17 protein-coding genes are annotated in these 17,096 nt (G+C 69.7%); 12 read left to right on the plus strand and 5 right to left on the minus strand.

What is annotated here, in order from left to right; all coding sequences use genetic code 11:
• Positions 1-85 precede the first annotated feature (85 nt).
• From iolC to FHR32_RS09005, 5 genes are all read right to left on the minus strand, one after another.
• The gene (iolC, locus tag FHR32_RS08985) at positions 86-1,051 is read right to left on the minus strand and encodes a 5-dehydro-2-deoxygluconokinase (protein WP_184753882.1); all 966 of its coding nucleotides are present in this window, start codon (positions 1,049-1,051) and stop codon (positions 86-88) included.
• A gap of 48 nt (positions 1,052-1,099) precedes the next feature.
• The gene (locus tag FHR32_RS08990) at positions 1,100-1,981 is read right to left on the minus strand and encodes a TIM barrel protein (protein ID WP_184753883.1); all 882 of its coding nucleotides are present in this window, start codon (positions 1,979-1,981) and stop codon (positions 1,100-1,102) included.
• Complete coding sequence (locus FHR32_RS08995; protein WP_184753884.1) at positions 1,978-2,955, minus strand: Gfo/Idh/MocA family protein; 978 nt, start codon at positions 2,953-2,955, stop codon at positions 1,978-1,980. The genes FHR32_RS08990 and FHR32_RS08995 overlap by 4 nt, the downstream gene beginning before the upstream one ends.
• A 179-nt stretch (positions 2,956-3,134) precedes the next feature.
• Positions 3,135-4,580, minus strand: a complete 1,446-nt coding sequence (gene pdxR / locus FHR32_RS09000) for a MocR-like pyridoxine biosynthesis transcription factor PdxR (protein WP_184753885.1) — start codon at positions 4,578-4,580, stop codon at positions 3,135-3,137.
• Between the two features lie 198 nt (positions 4,581-4,778).
• A complete protein-coding gene (locus tag FHR32_RS09005) occupies positions 4,779-5,057 on the minus strand; it encodes a hypothetical protein (protein WP_184753886.1) in 279 nt (92 codons plus the stop codon).
• A gap of 275 nt (positions 5,058-5,332) precedes the next feature.
• Here FHR32_RS09005 and FHR32_RS09010 point away from each other — a divergent pair, with 275 nt between their 5' ends.
• The 12 genes from FHR32_RS09010 (at position 5,333) to FHR32_RS09065 (ending at position 17,033) form a co-directional block, all read left to right on the plus strand.
• Positions 5,333-7,006 (plus strand): fumarate hydratase, encoded by a 1,674-nt coding sequence (locus tag FHR32_RS09010; protein ID WP_184753887.1) that lies wholly within the window; start codon positions 5,333-5,335, stop codon positions 7,004-7,006.
• Positions 7,007-7,308: 302 nt separating this feature from the next.
• Positions 7,309-7,518 carry a DUF6879 family protein gene (locus FHR32_RS09015; protein WP_184753888.1) on the plus strand — a complete coding sequence of 70 codons (210 nt, stop codon included), beginning with the start codon at positions 7,309-7,311 and terminating at the stop codon, positions 7,516-7,518.
• On the plus strand, positions 7,511-7,714 hold the full coding sequence (locus FHR32_RS09020; protein ID WP_312882187.1) for a helix-turn-helix domain-containing protein: 204 nt from the start codon (positions 7,511-7,513) through the stop codon (positions 7,712-7,714). The genes FHR32_RS09015 and FHR32_RS09020 overlap by 8 nt, the downstream gene beginning before the upstream one ends.
• A gap of 69 nt (positions 7,715-7,783) precedes the next feature.
• Entirely contained in the window at positions 7,784-8,122 is a 339-nt protein-coding gene (locus FHR32_RS09025) for an ArsR/SmtB family transcription factor (protein WP_184753889.1), read from the plus strand.
• Positions 8,122-8,370, plus strand: coding sequence for a hypothetical protein (locus FHR32_RS09030; protein WP_184753890.1), 249 nt, complete (start codon positions 8,122-8,124; stop codon positions 8,368-8,370). The genes FHR32_RS09025 and FHR32_RS09030 overlap by 1 nt, the downstream gene beginning before the upstream one ends.
• A 107-nt stretch (positions 8,371-8,477) precedes the next feature.
• On the plus strand, positions 8,478-10,637 hold the full coding sequence (locus FHR32_RS09035; RefSeq protein WP_184753891.1) for an MMPL family transporter: 2,160 nt from the start codon (positions 8,478-8,480) through the stop codon (positions 10,635-10,637).
• 32 nt (positions 10,638-10,669) lie between these two features.
• Positions 10,670-11,086, plus strand: a complete 417-nt coding sequence (locus FHR32_RS09040) for a TIGR03668 family PPOX class F420-dependent oxidoreductase (protein WP_184753892.1) — start codon at positions 10,670-10,672, stop codon at positions 11,084-11,086.
• A 353-nt stretch (positions 11,087-11,439) separates the two neighbouring features.
• Complete coding sequence (locus FHR32_RS09045) at positions 11,440-12,048, plus strand: superoxide dismutase (protein ID WP_184753893.1); 609 nt, start codon at positions 11,440-11,442, stop codon at positions 12,046-12,048.
• A 69-nt stretch (positions 12,049-12,117) separates the two neighbouring features.
• Complete coding sequence (locus FHR32_RS09050) at positions 12,118-13,251, plus strand: serine/threonine-protein kinase (RefSeq protein ID WP_184753894.1); 1,134 nt, start codon at positions 12,118-12,120, stop codon at positions 13,249-13,251.
• A gap of 35 nt (positions 13,252-13,286) precedes the next feature.
• Entirely contained in the window at positions 13,287-14,702 is a 1,416-nt protein-coding gene (locus FHR32_RS09055) for a serine/threonine-protein kinase (protein WP_184753895.1), read from the plus strand.
• A 36-nt stretch (positions 14,703-14,738) separates the two neighbouring features.
• The gene (locus tag FHR32_RS09060; RefSeq protein WP_184753896.1) at positions 14,739-16,130 is read left to right on the plus strand and encodes a class II fumarate hydratase; all 1,392 of its coding nucleotides are present in this window, start codon (positions 14,739-14,741) and stop codon (positions 16,128-16,130) included.
• 156 nt (positions 16,131-16,286) lie between these two features.
• The gene (locus FHR32_RS09065; protein WP_184753897.1) at positions 16,287-17,033 is read left to right on the plus strand and encodes a 3-hydroxybutyrate dehydrogenase; all 747 of its coding nucleotides are present in this window, start codon (positions 16,287-16,289) and stop codon (positions 17,031-17,033) included.
• The last annotated feature ends 63 nt before the right edge of the window (positions 17,034-17,096 follow it).

Here is a 17,096-nt window from a genome sequence, read left to right on the forward strand (position 1 = left end):
ACGGACCCGGAGTTCTCCGGGGCGGCCCGGGGACCCTCTCCGGCGGTGCCGGAACCCGTCCCGGCCGGCAGGGGACTGACCTCGCTCAACGCTCACTCCCTTGCGTCCGGACCGGTTGCTCGGTGCCGAGCACCGCTCTCACCTCGTCGGGGGTGGGCATCGCGGGCGCGCAGGCCAGCCGTCCCGCGACGATCGCGCCCGCCGCGTTGGCGAAGCGCAGCGTGTCCTCCAGCGGCCAGCCGCCGAGCAGCCCGTGGCAGAGCGCCCCGCCGAAGGCGTCCCCCGCGCCGATCCCGTTGACCACCTCGACCGGCACCGGCGGCACCTCCACCGTCTCCTCCGCGGTCATGCCGAGAACCCCGTCGCCGCCCTGTTTGACGATCGCCAGCTCGACGCCGGCCTCCAGCAGCGCCCTGGCCGCCTCGTGCGGTTCGCGGGTGCCGGTGGCGACCTCGACCTCGTCGAGGTTGCCGACCGCCACGGTGACCTGTCCGAGCGCCCTGCGCGCCTGGACGCGGGCCGCCTCCGTGTTCGGCCAGAACATCGGGCGGTAGTCGAGGTCCAGCACCGTGTACGGCCTGCGTCCCCGCACCCTCCAGGCCGCGAAGTGCGCGCTCCTGGAGGGCTCCTGGGACAGGCCGGTGACGGTGGCCCAGAACAGCCGGGTCTCGGCGATGGCGGGGAGATCGAGCTCGCCGGGGAGGATCTCCAGATCGGGGGCCTTGGGAGAGCGGTAGAAGTAGAGAGGGAAGTCCTCCGGGGGCCGGATCTCGCAGAACGTCACCGGGGTGGGCAGGTGCGGCACGGCGGTGACGTAGCGGTCGTCGACGCCGTACGAGCGCAGCGCGTCGTGAACGAACAGGCCGAACGGATCGGCCCCGGTACGGGTGATCACCGCGCTGGAGTGGCCGAGGCGGGAGGCGGCCACGGCGACGTTGGTGGGGCTGCCGCCCAGATACTTGCCGAAGGTCTCCACCTCCCGCAGGGACAGCCCCACCTGCAGCGGGTAGATGTCCACCCCGACCCGTCCCATGGTCAGGACCTCGATCATCGCGCACCTCCAGTGTGGAGACCTCGGGCTTCGGCCGTGGAGAGGACGTCAGGCAGGTCTCTCCAGCGGTGGCGCACCGGCGAGCCCCTTCAGGTAGGACAGGCTCGCGCGGACGTTCTCCTTGGGGTCGGCGTCGTCCTCGGCGCCGAGGACGACGTCCTGCTCCATGACGTACCAGCCGTCGTACCCGGCGGCGGTCAGGCCCGTGACGATGCCGGAGACGTCCACGTCGCCCTGGCCGAGCGGGCGGTAGAGGCCCTTCTTGACCGCCTTGGTGTAGGTCAGCTCACCCGACCCGACCAGGGCGGCGAGTTCGGCGTCGACGTCCTTGAGGTGAACGTGCGCGATCCGCTCCGCGGCGCGGGCGACCAGATCGCCGGGGTCCGTGCCGCCGATGAGCAGGTGGCCGGTGTCCAGGCAGAGCGGGACCGCGCTGCCGTCGAGCACCCGCTCCACCTCCCCGGGGTTCTCCACCATGGTCCCCACATGCGGGTGCAGGGTGACCATGAGGCCGAACTCCTTGGCGTTCTTGAGGATCCGGGCCAGGTTGGCCATCAGGGTCTTCCAGCCGCCCGCCTCCAGGGCGGGCTTGGTGTCGTAGCTCTCGCCCCCGGTGGAGGCGGCCAGCACGATCACCTCCAGACCGCCGTCCCGGAAGGCGCCCATCGCGGCGCGGACCTCCGGGAGCGGGTCGTGGTGGGGGTCGTGCAGCACCACGGGGACGAACCCGCCGACCGCGCGCAGGCCGTACTCGGCGAGCATGGAGCGGCAGCGTGACGGCGAGGGCGGCAGGAATCCCGGGGGCCCCAGCTCGGTGGCCGTGAGCCCCAGCTCCCGCATTTCGGCGAGGACCTGGTCGCGTTCGAGCTGGACCCCCCAGCCGGGGACCTCGCAGACGCCCCAGGAGATCGGTGCACCGGCCGTTTTCAACGGACCACCTCCATTACGTGAACGGGACGCCCTTCGTGCCTGGAGAGTTCGGCGGCCTCCGCGAGATAGAGCGCGGCCAGGGCGTCCTCGACTGTGCAGGGACTCTCCGTCTCCCCGCTCGCCACGCCGAGAAACGCGCCGAGCTCGGCGACGTAGGCGGCCTCGAACCTGCTGACGAAGTCCGGCCACGGCTCGCCCGGCGGCTGCAGACCCTCGGTGCTGGTCAGCGGCGTGCGCGGGTCGAGGCCGACCGCCCGGGTCCCGCGGGTGCCGGCCAGCTCCATCCGTACGTCGTATCCGGCTCCGTTGTAGCGGGAGCCCTGCAGGGTGACCAGCGTGCCGTCGTCCAGCGTGAGCAGCGCGGCGCTGTTGTCGACGTCGCCGGCGTCGGCGAAGAAGCTCTCGCCCCGGTTGGAACCGGTCGCGTAGACGGTGTCGGCCTCGCGGCCGGTGACCCAGCGCAGGATGTCGAAGTCGTGGATGTGGCAGTCACGGTAGATGCCGCCGGACGTCGGGATGTAGCCCGGAGCGGGCGGCCGGGGGTCGGCGGTGATCATGTGCACCCGGTGCAGCGTGCCCAGGTCGCCGTTGCGCAGCGCCTCCCTGGCGCGGGCGTAGCCCGGGTCGAAGCGGCGCTGGAAGCCGATCTGCACGACCGTCCCGCTCTGCCTGGCCGCCTTGAGCACCCGGAGCGTGTCCTCCACCCCCGTCGCGACCGGCTTCTCGCAGAACACCGGCACCCCCTGAGCGCAGGCGCGCATCAGGAGCTCGGCGTGGGTGGCCGTGGGGGTGGCGATGATCACGGCGTCGGTGTCGAAGGCGTCGCCCACCCTGATGTTCGGCCCGGTGGCGACCTCGGCCGCCCGCGCGCCGTCCGCGTCGGCCACCACCAGTTCGTCGACGCGGGGGTGTGCCGCCAGCGTCGCGGCGTGGAACGCCCCGATCCGGCCGAGCCCCAGCAGACCAACACGCATGACGCCTCCGAAGGAGATTGCGGCTGACCTTCAGTTCTAACAGTTCTAAGCGAAGGAATCGAAGAGCGTCAAGAGTTTGTCAGGACATAAAGACGAGCTGTCAGCATGTGAGGGCGATCGATGATCTCGTTCTTCCCGATGGGAGAAGATCCCGGTCGATGACATCCCCGCGATCGCCGTCATCCCCTCAGCGCGGCCGCGAAAGCGCGGATGGCCGGGTCGGCGCGGTGGACGGGGACGCGGGCGAAGCCCATGACCAGGGCGGGCGGCCCCGGGGAGCTGCGCATCGGACCCACCGCCTCGGCGGCGAGACCGCACGCCTGGGCCGTCTCGGCCGCCGACGGCTCGTCCCAGCCGCCGGGCAGCTCGGCGAACAGGTGCAGTCCGGCGGAGACCCCGAGCACCGTGATCTCGGGGAGGTGGTCGGCCAGCGCCCGCACGAAGGCGTCGCGGCGGGCGCGATAGTCCCGCCGCATCCTCCTCAGGTGCCGGTCGTAGCCGCCGGTCCCGATGAGGTGCGCCAGCGCGTACTGCTCCAGAACCGGTGAGCCCAGGTCCAGTTCGCCCCGGGCCAGCCGTACCGACTCGGCGATCCCGGGCGGGGCCACCACCCAGCCCAACCGGAGTCCCGGGGCCAGGGACTTGCTCACGCTCCCCGCCATGACCACCCGGTCGGGGGCGAGTCCCTGCAGGCAGCCCACCGGATCGCGGTCGAACCGGAACTCCGCGTCGTAGTCGTCCTCAAGGATCGTCGCGCCGGTCTCGGCGGCCCACCCGATGAGCTCGGCGCGGCGACGGGGGGAGAGGACCACACCGGTGGGGTACTGGTGGGCCGGGGTGAGCAGCACCGCCCTCGCCCCGGTCGCGGCCAGGGCCCCGACGTCGACGCCCTCCCCGTCCACCGGGACCGCGACCAGGTCGGCCCCCGCCGCGTGGAGCAGTGGGAGCTGGCGCAGGCCGGCCGGGTCCTCGACGGCCAGCCGGATCCGGCCGGAGGGGGGCGCGGGATGGGCGATCCGGTCGACGAACCAGTTCAGATCGTGGCTGGCCCGGCCCTCGGGGAGCTGCCCGGCGAGCGCCTGGACCGTCAGGTTCAGTCCCTGGGCCACCCCGCCCACGATCACCAGGTTGTCGGGGCCGACCTCCGCCGCGCGGACCCTCCTCAGGTAGGCGGCCAGTTCCTCGCGCAGGACGGGGACCCCGCCGGGGTCCCCGTAGTCCAGCGCATCGGCGGGCAGGGTGGCGAGCGCGTTCCTGATCGAGGCGAGCCAGCGCTCGCGGGGGAAGGCTCCCAGGTCGGGGGATGTGGAGCGACGCCCGTAGTAGGGCTTGCCCGCGGACACCAGGGGATCGCGGGTGACCGCCGCCGAGAGCCGGCTCGCCGCCGGGGCCACGCTGGTGCCCGCACCGACCCGCGAGATCAGGAATCCCTCCGCGACGAGCTGTTCGTAGGCCTCCACGACCACGCCGCGCGACAGCCCGAGATCCCTGGCCAGCTCCCGGCTCGCGGGCAGCCGCTCGCCCGCCGCCAGCCTGCCCCGCCGTACGGCCTCCCGCAGCTCGCGGGCGATCTGCCCGGCGATCCCGCCCGCCACCCGGTCGACGCTCAGATGCAGATCGGCCAATTGGTCCTCTTTTTAGCGCTTCATTTGACCCTATTGGAGAGCCATTGTCTTCCTAGCATTGCCGACATGAGCGCAGATGTCAGCACTGCCGCCTCCCGGTCGGCACCATCGCCACCGGAGCGCTCCTCGGCCTGGGCGCGCCGTCCGCGCCCGACCTGCTCGGGGCCGGGCTGGTCGTCGCCGGGATCGCGATCGGTCTCAGTGGTGCCGGTTCACCCCCGAGCGCGGCAGGCTCGCCCGCTGGCGGGGGACGTCGGCCTTCTTCGGAGCGGCGTCCTGCGGAGCGGCCTCCTGCGAGGAGACGTCAAGCTGCTGCTGGGGTAGGTTCACCGGAGGTTCCGGCCAGCTCACCGGCCACTGGGGAGTCCGCCCACCGCTCTCGCTGATGTTCCTGAGCGTGATGGCGATCAATGACACGGCGAGGCCGACGACCACGAGAACCGCCATGATCACAAGCATGACGATATTGCTGCTCATAACGGTGTTTCCAATGTTCATGACACCCTCCGGATCCCACCGGACACTCGACCCGGTCTATTTCCAGCTTCCTCTGTGTCTTCGGACACATAGGGACAGAAGACGCCACAAGCAGCTAATGCTTACCCCAAATAGTCATTTTTCATCTCATATCACCCCAATATTCGCATCGTGAAGTGAGACAGGGCCGCCCCTCCGACCTCGGCGGCTTCTCGTGAGCGGCAGGCCGTACCCTCTAGGAGGACCGAAGGCCCCCGCACGGAGGATCGAAGACGATGCCCGAGTTCGACTACACCGACCTGCTCCCCATGGGACCGGATGAGACGCGATACCGCCTGGTCAGCGCCGAGGGGGTGCGGGTGGTCGAGGCCGCGGGCCGCAGGTTCCTGGAGGTCGGGCCCGAGGCGCTCCGGCTGCTGACCGAGACGGCGATCCACGACATCTCCCACTATCTCCGGTCCTCCCACCTCGCCCAGCTCCGCAAGATCATCGACGACCCCGAGTCCAGCGGGAACGACCGCTTCGTCGCCCTCGACCTGCTGAAGAACGCCTCGATCTCAGCCGGCGGCGTGCTCCCGATGTGCCAGGACACCGGCACCGCGATCGTGATGGGCAAGCGCGGCCGCCACGTGCTCACCGACGGCGCCGACGCCGAGCACATCTCACGCGGTGTCTACGACGCCTACACCCGGCTCAACCTGCGCTACTCCCAGATGGCCCCGATCACCATGTGGGAGGAGAAGAACACCGGCTCCAACCTCCCCGCGCAGGTCGAGCTCTACGCCGAAGACCCTCACGGCCACGCGGACGAGTACAAGCTGCTGTTCATGGCCAAGGGCGGCGGCAGCGCCAACAAGTCGTTCCTGTACCAGGAGACCAAGGCGGTCCTCAACGAGAAGCGGATGCTCCAGTTCCTGGAGGAGAAGATCCGCTCCCTCGGCACCGCCGCGTGCCCGCCGTACCACCTGGCGATCGTCGTCGGCGGCACCTCCGCCGAGTTCGCCCTGAAGACGGCCAAGTACGCCAGCGCCCGCTACCTGGACGCCATCCCCACCTCCGGCTCGCCCAGCGGCCACGGCTTCCGCGACACCGAACTGGAGGCCAAGGTCTTCGAGCTCACCCAGAAGCTCGGCATCGGCGCGCAGTTCGGCGGCAAGTATTTCTGTCACGACGTCCGCGTCATCCGCCTCCCCCGCCACGGCGCCTCCTGCCCGGTCGCCATCGCGGTCTCCTGCAGCGCCGACCGCCAGGCCCTGGCCAAGATCACCCCCGAGGGGATCTTCCTGGAGCAGTTGGAGACCGACCCCGCGCGGTTCCTCCCGGAGACCACCGGCGAGCACCTGTCGGACGACGTGGTGAGCATCGACCTCAACCGCCCGATGCCGGAGATCCTCGCCGAGCTCACCAAGTATCCGGTCAAGACCCGCCTGTCCCTGACCGGTCCCCTCGTCGTCGCCCGCGACATCGCCCACGCCAAGATCGGCGAGCTCCTCGACGCCGGCGGCGAGATGCCGCAGTACCTCAAGGACCACGCGGTCTACTACGCCGGCCCCGCCAAGACCCCCGAGGGCTACGCCTCCGGCTCCTTCGGCCCCACCACGGCCGGACGCATGGACTCCTACGTCGAGCGCTTCCAGGCCGCGGGCGGCTCCATGGTCATGCTCGCCAAGGGCAACCGTTCCAAGCAGGTCACCGACGCCTGCGAGGCCCACGGCGGCTTCTACCTCGGCTCCATCGGCGGCCCCGCCGCCCGCCTCGCCCAGGACTGCATCAGGAAGGTCGAGGTCCTGGAGTATCCCGAACTCGGGATGGAGGCCGTCTGGAAGATCGAGGTCGAGGACTTTCCCGCCTTCATCGTCGTGGACGACAAGGGCGACGACTTCTTCGACCAACGGCAACATGACGGCGGAGCCACCTTCGTGGGTATCCCGACACGTTCAACCAGGTAAAGCAGCCTTCGGCGAGAGCTCGAAGCCCCCGCTCGCGGCGCACGTCGCGGGTTGGGGCTTCTTGTTGTTCCCGATCATTCGGGGCTGTTGCCGGTACCGGTGCCGACGTTGCACCGATCCTCAACCCGCCTACCCTGCGACGCCGGCGGAGGCCGGAGACATCCTCGGCGGGGAGGCGTTCGTGGAGGCTCCCAAGGAGTTGTTCAAGTTCCTAGGGTGATCAGCATGCGTCTTGTGTCCGGCGATGACTTCGTGAAGCTGTTCTCCTCGTTCGATGTGTCCGCGTTCCGCACCTCGATCGAGTGGAGGCCGAACGGCTGGGTCTCCCCCGGTCGGATTGGTGGCTGTTCGACGATGAACGTCTGGCGCTGCTCCACCTGGACGTCGATGACGTTCTTCTGGGTGCGGAGATCATCACGGACCAGGCCACGGTCGAACAGCATCGCAAGTGGCGTGATCTCGCATGGGAGCACGCGATTCCCCTTGAGGAGTTCGTGACCTCCGGTGCGTGACATCACCCGCGCCCGTCAGCAGATGGGAGCAAGGCTCAAGGAACTACGCCTGGACGCCAAGATGACCGGGCGGCAACTGGCCGCCCGGTACGGCTGGCAGGCATCCAAGGTCAGCAAGCTGGAGAACGGCCGCCAGACGCCCTCAGCGGATGACATCCGTTCCTGGTGCGATGCCGTTCAGGACTATTCGGGGTAGCCGCAGACACGGGTTGGCAAATGCCGCCAGACACCTGCTAACTTTTGTTTGCATGTATGGGGATGCGTCATGAGCACCCCGGTGCCGACCGGGGACGAGTTGCTGAAGGTGATGGCCACCCTGGCCAATCCGCACCGGCTGCGCGTCCTCGCGGCGCTGGCGGGAGAGCCCGACTACGTGAGTCGGCTCGCCCGCGAGCTGGGCATCAGCCGTCCCCTCCTGCAGGTCCACCTGCGCAAGCTGGAGGCGGCGGGGCTGGTGACGAGCCGGTCGGAACTTTCGGAGGACGGCAAGACGATGAAGTTCTACGAGGTGAAACCGTTCGCCATCGAGCTGACCCCACAGGCCATCCAGGCCGCGGTGAGCACGCTGACCGTGCCCGGGGCCGACGCGGAGGGATCGGAGTGATGGACGGACACAGCCTGGCGGAGGTGGTCGGCGCTCTCGGCATCTTCGCCTTCGTCACCACGGTGATCACGGTGATCGTCGTTCAGGTCGGCGCGACGGTCCGGGCCCGTGCGGCACTTGCCCGCGAGGACGAATACCGCAGGCTCGCCTCAAGCGGCGCGGACACGCAGCGGGACATCGAGCGGCAACTCGGTGAGATCTGCGAGCGGCTGACCAGGATCGAGAAGATCCTCAAGACGGTCGAATAGCCCACGAGCATGTCCTGGGCCGCCGAGCGGCAACTCGACGACCCAGGTGGATGAAGAAGTACGCACCAGCTCAGAGGAACGCTCCTTCATGGAAAGGACAGCAGTTCATGCTGCCTGAAAGCAAATCACGCGGCCCGCTGACGGAACGGATCGCCGGTTGGTCGGTCCGCCACCGCATGGTCACGATCGTCGGGTGGTTCACCCTGGTGATCGTTTCCGTGCTCGCCAGCACGGTCCTGGGCCTGGGTTCGACGAACAGCACCGATCCGGGAGAGTCCGGCCGCGCCGACCGGGTCCTGGACGCTCAGATCGGCTACGTCCCGCTGCAGGAGAACGTCCTGGTCCAGCCGCTCAAGGACGGGCCCCTCCTCGCCGCCGACCCGGAGGTCAGGGGCGCCATCGGGGATCTGACCACGAGCATGCGCCGGGCACCGGGCGCGGTCGCCGCGCTGCGTTCACCGCTGGAGCCGGGCGGGGCCGATCTGGTCTCCGAGGACGGACGCTCCGGCCTGGTCAACATCCAGATCGCCGGACCCGGCGAGCGGTTCCGCGACCACTACGCCGCGATCGAGTCGGTGGTCGAGGAGGTGTCGGCCAGGCATCCCGGCGTGCGGCTGGCGCAGGCCGGAGACGTGAGCCTGTCGGACGCGGTGAACGACGGCATCAAGGACGACATGAAGCGGGCCGAATTCTTCTCGTTGCCGCTTACCGTGGTGATCCTGCTGGTGGTGTTCGGCTCGCTGATCGCCGCGGGGATTCCGCTGCTGCTGGCCGCCACCACCGTGCTCGCCGCGTTCGGCCTGCTTCAGGTGGCCGCGCACTGGGTCCCGGTCAACAGCGCCACCTCCTCCGTCGTGCTGCTGATCGGCCTCGCCGTCGGCATCGACTACTCGCTGTTCTACCTGCGCCGAGAACGTGAGGAACGGGCCGCTGGACACGGCGTGACCGAGGCACTCGAGATCACCGCGCGGACCTCGGGCCACGTGGTGGTCGTCTCCGGTCTCACCGTGATGCTGTGCCTGACCGGCCTGCTGTTCACCGGCCTGGACAACTTCCGGGGCCTGACCGTGGGAACGATCCTGGTCGTCGGTCTCGCCATGATCGGTTCGGTCACGGTGCTGCCCGCTCTGCTGGCCCTGCTCGGCCACCACGTCGACAAGGCTCGCATTCCCTGGCTCGGCCGCCGCCGCACCGCGGCCGGCGAGTCCCGCTTCTGGACAGCCGTGGCGCGCGCAGTCGTGCGGCGTCCGCTGCTATGGGGAGGCCTGGCCACGATCACCCTGGTCGTGCTGACTCTGCCCGCGTTCGGAATGCGGCTCCAGGACGCGGCGGTCACCGACAGCCTGCCCCGTGAGGTCCCGGCGGTGGACTCCGCGATCCGCATGCAGGAGGCGTTCCCCGGCAGCCCGCTGCCCGCGTGGGTGGTCATCTGGGAGAAGCGCGCCGCCGCGCTGGACGCCCCCGGGGTGCGGCAGGCGGTGAAGGCGCTGCACCCGGTCTCCACCGCGCGGGTCGACCGGATCATGGTCGCTCGCGTCCCGCTGGCCGACTCCGGCACGGGCGAGGTGGCCAACCGTTCCCTGGAGGAGTTGCGTGCCGTGAAGGCTCCGGCCGCGCTCGGCTCACTGGACGGCCTGGACTACGCGGTGGCGGGCAAGACCGCGTTCGCCTACGACTTCACCAAGCAGATCACCGAGCGCTCGCCGCTGGTGATCGGGTTCGTGCTCACGCTCGCGCTCATACTGCTGGCGATCTCGTTTCGATCCCTGGCGGTGTCCCTGGTGTCGATCCTGCTCAACCTGCTGTCGCTCGGTGCCGCCTACGGGGTGCTGACCTGGGTGTTCCAAGACAGCCGGCTGGGCACGGTGCTCGGCTTCACCTCCTATGGCGGAGTGATCGGCTGGTTGCCGCTGTTCATGTTCGTGATCTTGTTCGGGCTGAGCATGGACTACCACATCTTCGTCCTCAGCAGGATCCGGGAACGCCGCGCCGCCGGCGCCCCGGTGCGCCAGGCCGTCGTCGCCGGGATCGGCACCAGTTCCGGCGTCGTCACCAGCGCCGCCGTGATCATGACTGCCGCGTTCAGCGTCTTCGTGGTCCTGTCGGCGATCGAGTACAAGATGATGGGCATCGGGCTCTCGGTCGCCATCCTGATCGACGCGACCCTTGTCCGGGGTGTGTTGCTGCCGGCCGCGATCACTCTGCTCGGCGAGCGGTTCATGACTCCCACAACAGGGCGGGGAGGCACGGATGCAGCCACAGGTTGATCCCGCGAAAAACGACTTGATTGAATGACGGGATGGACGAGTTCCAGGCCCGCGCGAGGTTCCAGGCCGCCCGGGTCGCCCGGCTGGCCACGGCGGACGCCCGGGGCACGCCCCATCTGGTCCCCGTCGCCTTCGATCTGGACGGCGACACGGTCGCCTTCGCGATCGATCACAAGCCCAAGCGCACGACGGACCTCCGGCGCCTGCGCAACATCGCGGTCAACGACCGGGTGTGCCTGCTGGCGGACCACTACGACGACGACTGGCTGCGGCTGTGGTGGGTCCGCGCCGACGGAAGAGCCCGGATCGCCGAGGACGGCGCGGCCCGGGAGCGGGCGCTCGGGCGTCTCGCGGAGCGCTACCCGCAGTACCGCGACCGCCCTCCCCGGGGCCCGGTGGTCCTGATCGAGGTGGAGACCTGGACGGGCTGGTCCTACGAGGGCGGATAGTCCCGTCCGGCGCGTTCGGCGGAGAACCCGTGGCCGTACGGAGATCCGGCGGGCGCCGGGACACGGAAGGTCAGCCGGTCGGCGGACGCGTCGATCCGGTCGGGGGCCCCATGCCATGGCGGCGGTGCGAACGCCGCCATGTGGGCCGGCCTTGAACACTGTGGCGGTCGGCACCGCGCCGGACGTCGGCCCGACGGTCACGAGACCCCCTTGGACCAAACCAACACCTGCCAGCATGCCGTAGTTGCAAGTTATTCGCAATAGAGGGAGGACCTAGGTCGCGGATCTGATGCAGATGCAAACCTCTTGCAATAGTCTCCGGAAGAAGCACTGATCAACGAGGAGGTAGACCCGTGGGCGAGTACACCCTTCCGGACATGCCCTACGACTACGCGGCGCTGGAGCCCGCGATCACCGGCGAGATCCTGGAGCTGCACCACTCCAAGCACCACGCCGCCTACGTCAAGGGAGCCAACGACACGCTGGAGCGGCTGGCCGAGGCCCGGGACAAGGGCGAGTTCGGCGGGCTGGTCGGACTGGAGAAGACCTTCGCCTTCAACCTGTCCGGGCACGTGCTGCACTCGATCTTCTGGCAGAACCTCTCCCCCGACGGCGGCGACCGCCCCGACGGCGAGCTCGCCGCGGCCATCGACGAGCACTTCGGCTCGTTCGAGGCCTTCAGCAAGCAGCTCACCACCGCGACCGCGGGCGTGCAGGGCTCCGGCTGGGGCATCCTGGCCTGGGAGCCGCTCTCCCGGCGTCTCGTGGTCGAGCAGGTCTACGACCACCACGGCAACGTCGGCATGAACACCACGCCGCTGCTGGTCTTCGACGCCTGGGAGCACGCCTACTATCTGCAGTACCGCAACGTGCGCCCCGACTACGTCGAGAAGCTCTGGAGCCTCGTCAACTGGGCGGATGTCACGGAGCGTTTCTCAACAGTTACGAGCGCGAAAATCTGACCGAAGAACGCAAGAAGATTCGGCCCGGTCTCTACTGGTCGCATTACGCAAATCGGTAAGCTGCCTACCATGCGTGCGCCGTCCGGATACCTTCTTGCAGCGCGCTACCGGCTGTCAGAACCGGTTGGGCGCGGCGGCATGGGCACCGTCTGGCGGGCATACGACGAGCTGCTGGGCCGCGAGGTGGCCGTCAAGGAGGTGCGGCTGCCCCTCGTCCTCGACGAGGACCTGAGGGCGGAGCTGTGCGCCAGGACCGAGCGTGAGGGGCGGGCGACCGCGATGGTCGCCCATCCCTCGGTGATCACCGTCTTCGACGTCGTCACCGAGGACGAGCGCCCCTGGATCGTGATGGAGCTGCTCCGGGCCAGGTCCCTGGAGCAGCTCCTCCAGGAGAGGGGCCCGTTGCCGCCGCGCCAGGTGGCGGAGATCGGGCGACAGGTCCTGGGCGCGCTGCGGGCCGTGCACGCCAAGGGCATCCTGCACCGCGACGTCAAGCCCAGCAACGTCCTGGTGACCGACGACCGGGCGGTGCTCACCGACTTCGGCCTGGCCGCCCTCGAAGGCGACGTGTCGATCACCCAGGCGGGCATCGTGCTCGGCTCGGCCGGATACATCGCCCCCGAGCGCGTGCTGGGCGCCAAGGCCCACCCCTCCGGCGACCTGTGGTCACTCGGCGCGACCCTCTACACCGCCGTCGAGGGCCGCGGCCTGCACGGACGCCGTACGGCCGCCGCCGCGCTGGCGGCGCTGACCAGCGGCGAGCCCATCCCGATGGACAAGGCCGGCCCGTTGACCCCGGTGCTGCAGGGCCTGCTCAAGATCGACCCGAACGGCCGGCTCGACGCGGTGCGCGCCTCCCTGATGCTGGCCCGGGTGGCTGCCGGCGGATCAGCCGAGGAGCCGTTCGCCCGCACCTCGGGCAAGGCCGTCAGGAACACCGCGACGATCACCGTCCCCTCGTTCAGCCGCCGGCCGCCCCACCGGGGGACACACCGGGTCGGTTCCGCGCCGATCCCCGATCCGCCCCCCATTCCCACTCCGGTGCCGCACCCTCGGGGGCACCGGCGTCCGGCCGAGGGGACGCACCGCAAATCGGCGGAACACCCCCCGACTCAACGCCCGTTCGTCCGAATCATGACGCCTTTCATCAGGTTGATGCTCCCGCGCCTTCTCTGGCCGAGAGAGCTTCGTAAGCGTGGATAAAGCGTTATTCAAGGAAGGGTCGTTATCTTCTTCTCATGCCGGAACAGCACACGCGCGTGCTCGCTGACCGCTACGAGCTGATCACACCGCTCGGCAGGGGCACCATGGGCACTGTTTGGCGTGCCTTCGATCGTGCCCTGGGCCGCGAGGTCGCGATCAAGGAAATCCGCCAGGAGTCCGGGCTCAGCGAGGCACAGCGCACCGAACTCCGCGAGCGCATGATCCGTGAGGGTCGTACGGCTGCCCGCATCAGCCATCCGTCCGTGGCCACCGTCCACGATGCGATCATCGAGAACGGCAGTCCGTGGATCATCATGGAGCTCGTGCAGGCGCGCTCCCTCGAGCAGGTGGTCGAGGAGGAGGGGCCGCTGCCACCCCGGCTGGTCGCCGAGATCGGCGTGGATCTCCTCGGGGCGCTGCGCGCCGCCCACGCCCAGGGTGTGCTGCACCGTGACGTCAAGCCCGGCAACGTGCTGATCACCGAGAACGGCCGGGTGGTGCTCACCGACTTCGGCATCGCCAAGGCCGAGGGGGACACCAACCTCACCAAGACCGGCATGGTGATCGGCTCCCCGGGGTACACGGCGCCCGAGCGGGCTCGCGGGGAGCACACCGGACCGGAGTCGGACCTCTGGTCGCTCGGGGCCACCCTGTACTTCGCGGTGGAGGGCCGGCCGGCCTACGAGCGATCCTCGGTGGCGGAGACCCTCGCCGCGCTGATGACCGACAGGGCCGATCCGCCGGTCCAGGCCGGGCTGCTCCGCCCTGTCCTGGAGCAACTCCTGGAGCGGGACCACACGGTACGGCTCGCGCCCGCCCAGGCGGCGGCGATGCTCCGGGCCGTGGCCGAAACCCCTTCGGCCTCGGCGGGATCGGCACCGGCTCCCGCGCCCCCCGCACCGGCTCCCGCGAACGCGGAGGCGAACGTACGCGCGGACGCACCCCCGGCGGACGAGGAGTTCGACGCCGACCGCACCATGATGGTCATCCGTCCCAAGAACGCTCTCCGCCTCCCCCCCAGGGCCGCCGCGACTCCGCCCTTCCCCGAGGGAACCGGGCCGGGACCGGGGACACCGGCCGCCAGATGGCCCGGCACCGCGCCTCAGCCCCCCTACACGGGCTCACGGCAGGGGCCGCCCGCCGTACCCCCGCAGGGGCCTCCCGGCGCGGTGAGACCGGATACGCAGGACGGGCCGGGGCGCGGATTCCCCGGGCCGTCCGGGGCTCCCGGCGCGGACCCCGTGTGGCCGGCGGGGCCGGCGGCTCCCAACCGGGGCCACTCGCAGTATCCGGGCCTGGGGACCGACCTGTTCGCGATCGCGGGACAGGGCGGCAAGGGCGAGCAGACGACCACACCGGCCAGGACCCGGGTCGGCCTGATCGTCCTCATGAGCGTGGCGGCCGTCGCCCTGGTGGCCATCGTGATCCTGGCGTTCGCGCTCTGGCGTTGAATCCCCGCTTTATCTCCCACGACGCAGACTGGACTCATGAGCGACTATCGGATCGAGCATGACTCGATGGGTGAGGTGCGGGTCCCGGCGGACGCGAAGTGGCGGGCACAGACCCAGCGCGCGGTGGAGAACTTTCCCATCTCCGGGCGCGGGCTGGAGAGCCCCCACATCGCCGCCCTCGGCCTGATCAAGGCGATCGCCGCCGAGGTCAACGCCGGGCTGGGGGTGCTGGACAAGAAGTTGGCCCAGGCCATCGCCGAGGCCGCCACCGACGTCGCGGAGAACGAGTGGGACGACGAGTTCCCCGTCGACCTCTTCCAGACCGGTTCGGGGACCTCCTCCAACATGAACGCCAACGAGGTGATCGCCACACTCGCGGAGGAGCGGCTGGGTCGTCCCGTCCACCCCAACGACCACGTCAACGCCTCGCAGTCCTCCAACGACGTCTTCCCCACCTCCATCCACGTCGCCGCCACGACCGAGGTGACCTACCACCTCATCCCGTCCCTGAGGCACCTGGCCACCGCGTTGCGGGAGAAGTCACTCGAGTTCGACCAGGTGGTCAAGGCGGGCAGGACCCACCTGATGGACGCCACCCCGGTCACGCTCGGCCAGGAGTTCGGCGGCTACGCCACCCAGATCGACAACGCCATCGCCCGGGTCCGCAGCTCGATCCCGCACCTCGCCCAGCTCCCCCTGGGCGGCACGGCCGTGGGGACCGGCGTCAACACGCCGCCCGGCTTCGCCTCCCAGGTCATCGAGAAGCTCCGCGAGGCCACCGGACTCCCGTTCTCCGAGGCTCCCGACCACTTCGAGGCCCAGGGCGCCAGGGACGCCATCGTGGAACTGTCGGGCCAGCTCCGGACGGTCGCGGTCTCGCTCAACAAGATCGCCAACGATCTCCGCTGGATGGGATCGGGCCCGCGCACCGGACTCGGCGAGATCAACCTGCCCGACCTCCAGCCCGGTTCGTCGATCATGCCCGGCAAGGTGAACCCGGTGATCCCCGAGGCCGTGTGCATGGTCGCCGCCCAGGTCATCGGGAACGACACGACGATCACCTTCGCCGGAGCCTCGGGCAACTTCGAGCTCAACGTGATGCTGCCGGTCATCGCCCGCAACGTGCTGGAGTCCATCCGGCTGCTCGCCAACGCCTCCCGGCTGCTCGCCGACCGCTGCGTCCACGACATCACGGCCAACGCCGACCGCCTGCGCGAGTACGCCGAGTCGTCCCCGTCGATCGTCACGCCGCTCAACCGGTACGTCGGCTACGAGGAGGCCGCCAAGATAGCCAAGCAGGCCCTGGCCGAGCGCAGGACCATCCGCGAGGTCGTCATCGAGCGCGGCCACGTCGCCAAGGGCACCGTCACCGAGGAGCAACTCGACGCCCTCCTCGACGTGCTGGCCATGACCCGGCCACCGTCGTAGCCCGGAGCGCTGAAAAGGTCGGTCCATTCTCCGGCCGGCAGACTGGGCTCTCCCACGCGGGGAGCCGGAGACCCGCCTCATACACATAGGTAGCCTCAGGACTATGGGGGTTGGCGACATGGGCCGGGATTCGGCTGATTGCCTAGATTCGGCAGCATGATTGACCTAACGGGGCGGCAGGCCGTGGTGACCGGGGCCGGTAGCGGGATCGGGCGTGCCTGCGCGCAGCGGCTGGCCGCGGCCGGAGCACATGTAGTGGTGGTCGACATCGACGCCGAAGCGACCGCGAAGGTGGCCGCGGAGGTCTCCGGGACACCGGTGGTCGCTGATCTTTCCAAGCCCGACTTCGTGAACGCGCTGCCCGCCGACGTGGACATCGTGGTGAACAACGCCGGGTTCCAGCACGTGGCGCCGGTCGAGCAGTTCCCGCCGGCGGTGTTCTCGAAGATCCTCAAGGTCATGGTGGAGGCGCCGTTCCTGCTGGTCCGGGCCGCTCTGCCGGGCATGTACGAGCGAGGCTGGGGACGGATCGTCAACATCTCGTCGGTCCACGGTCTCCGTGCCTCGCCGTACAAATCGGCATACGTCACGGCCAAGCACGCACTCGAAGGACTGTCGAAGGTCATCGCCCTGGAAGGCGCGCCGCACGGCGTCACCTCCAACTGCGTGAACCCCGCCTACGTCCGCACCCCGCTGGTGGAGGACCAGGTAGAGGCCCAGGCCGAGTCCCACGGCATCGGCAGGGATGAGGTCGTCGAGCAGATCATGCTGGCCCCCGCCGCGATCAAACGCCTGATCGAGCCCGAGGAGGTGGCCGAGATGGTCGTATACCTGTGCGGCCCGCACAGCTCGTTCATCACGGGGACGTCCCTGCCCGTGGACGGCGGCTGGACGGCCCGCTGAACCCCGCCCGGGCCGCGACGCGCAGCGTTGCCATCAGACCGCGAGGGTGCGCCGGTGATCTGG

The sequence above is a fragment of the Streptosporangium album genome (genome assembly GCF_014203795.1).
GTDB classification, from domain to species: Bacteria; Actinomycetota; Actinomycetes; order Streptosporangiales; family Streptosporangiaceae; genus Streptosporangium; species Streptosporangium album.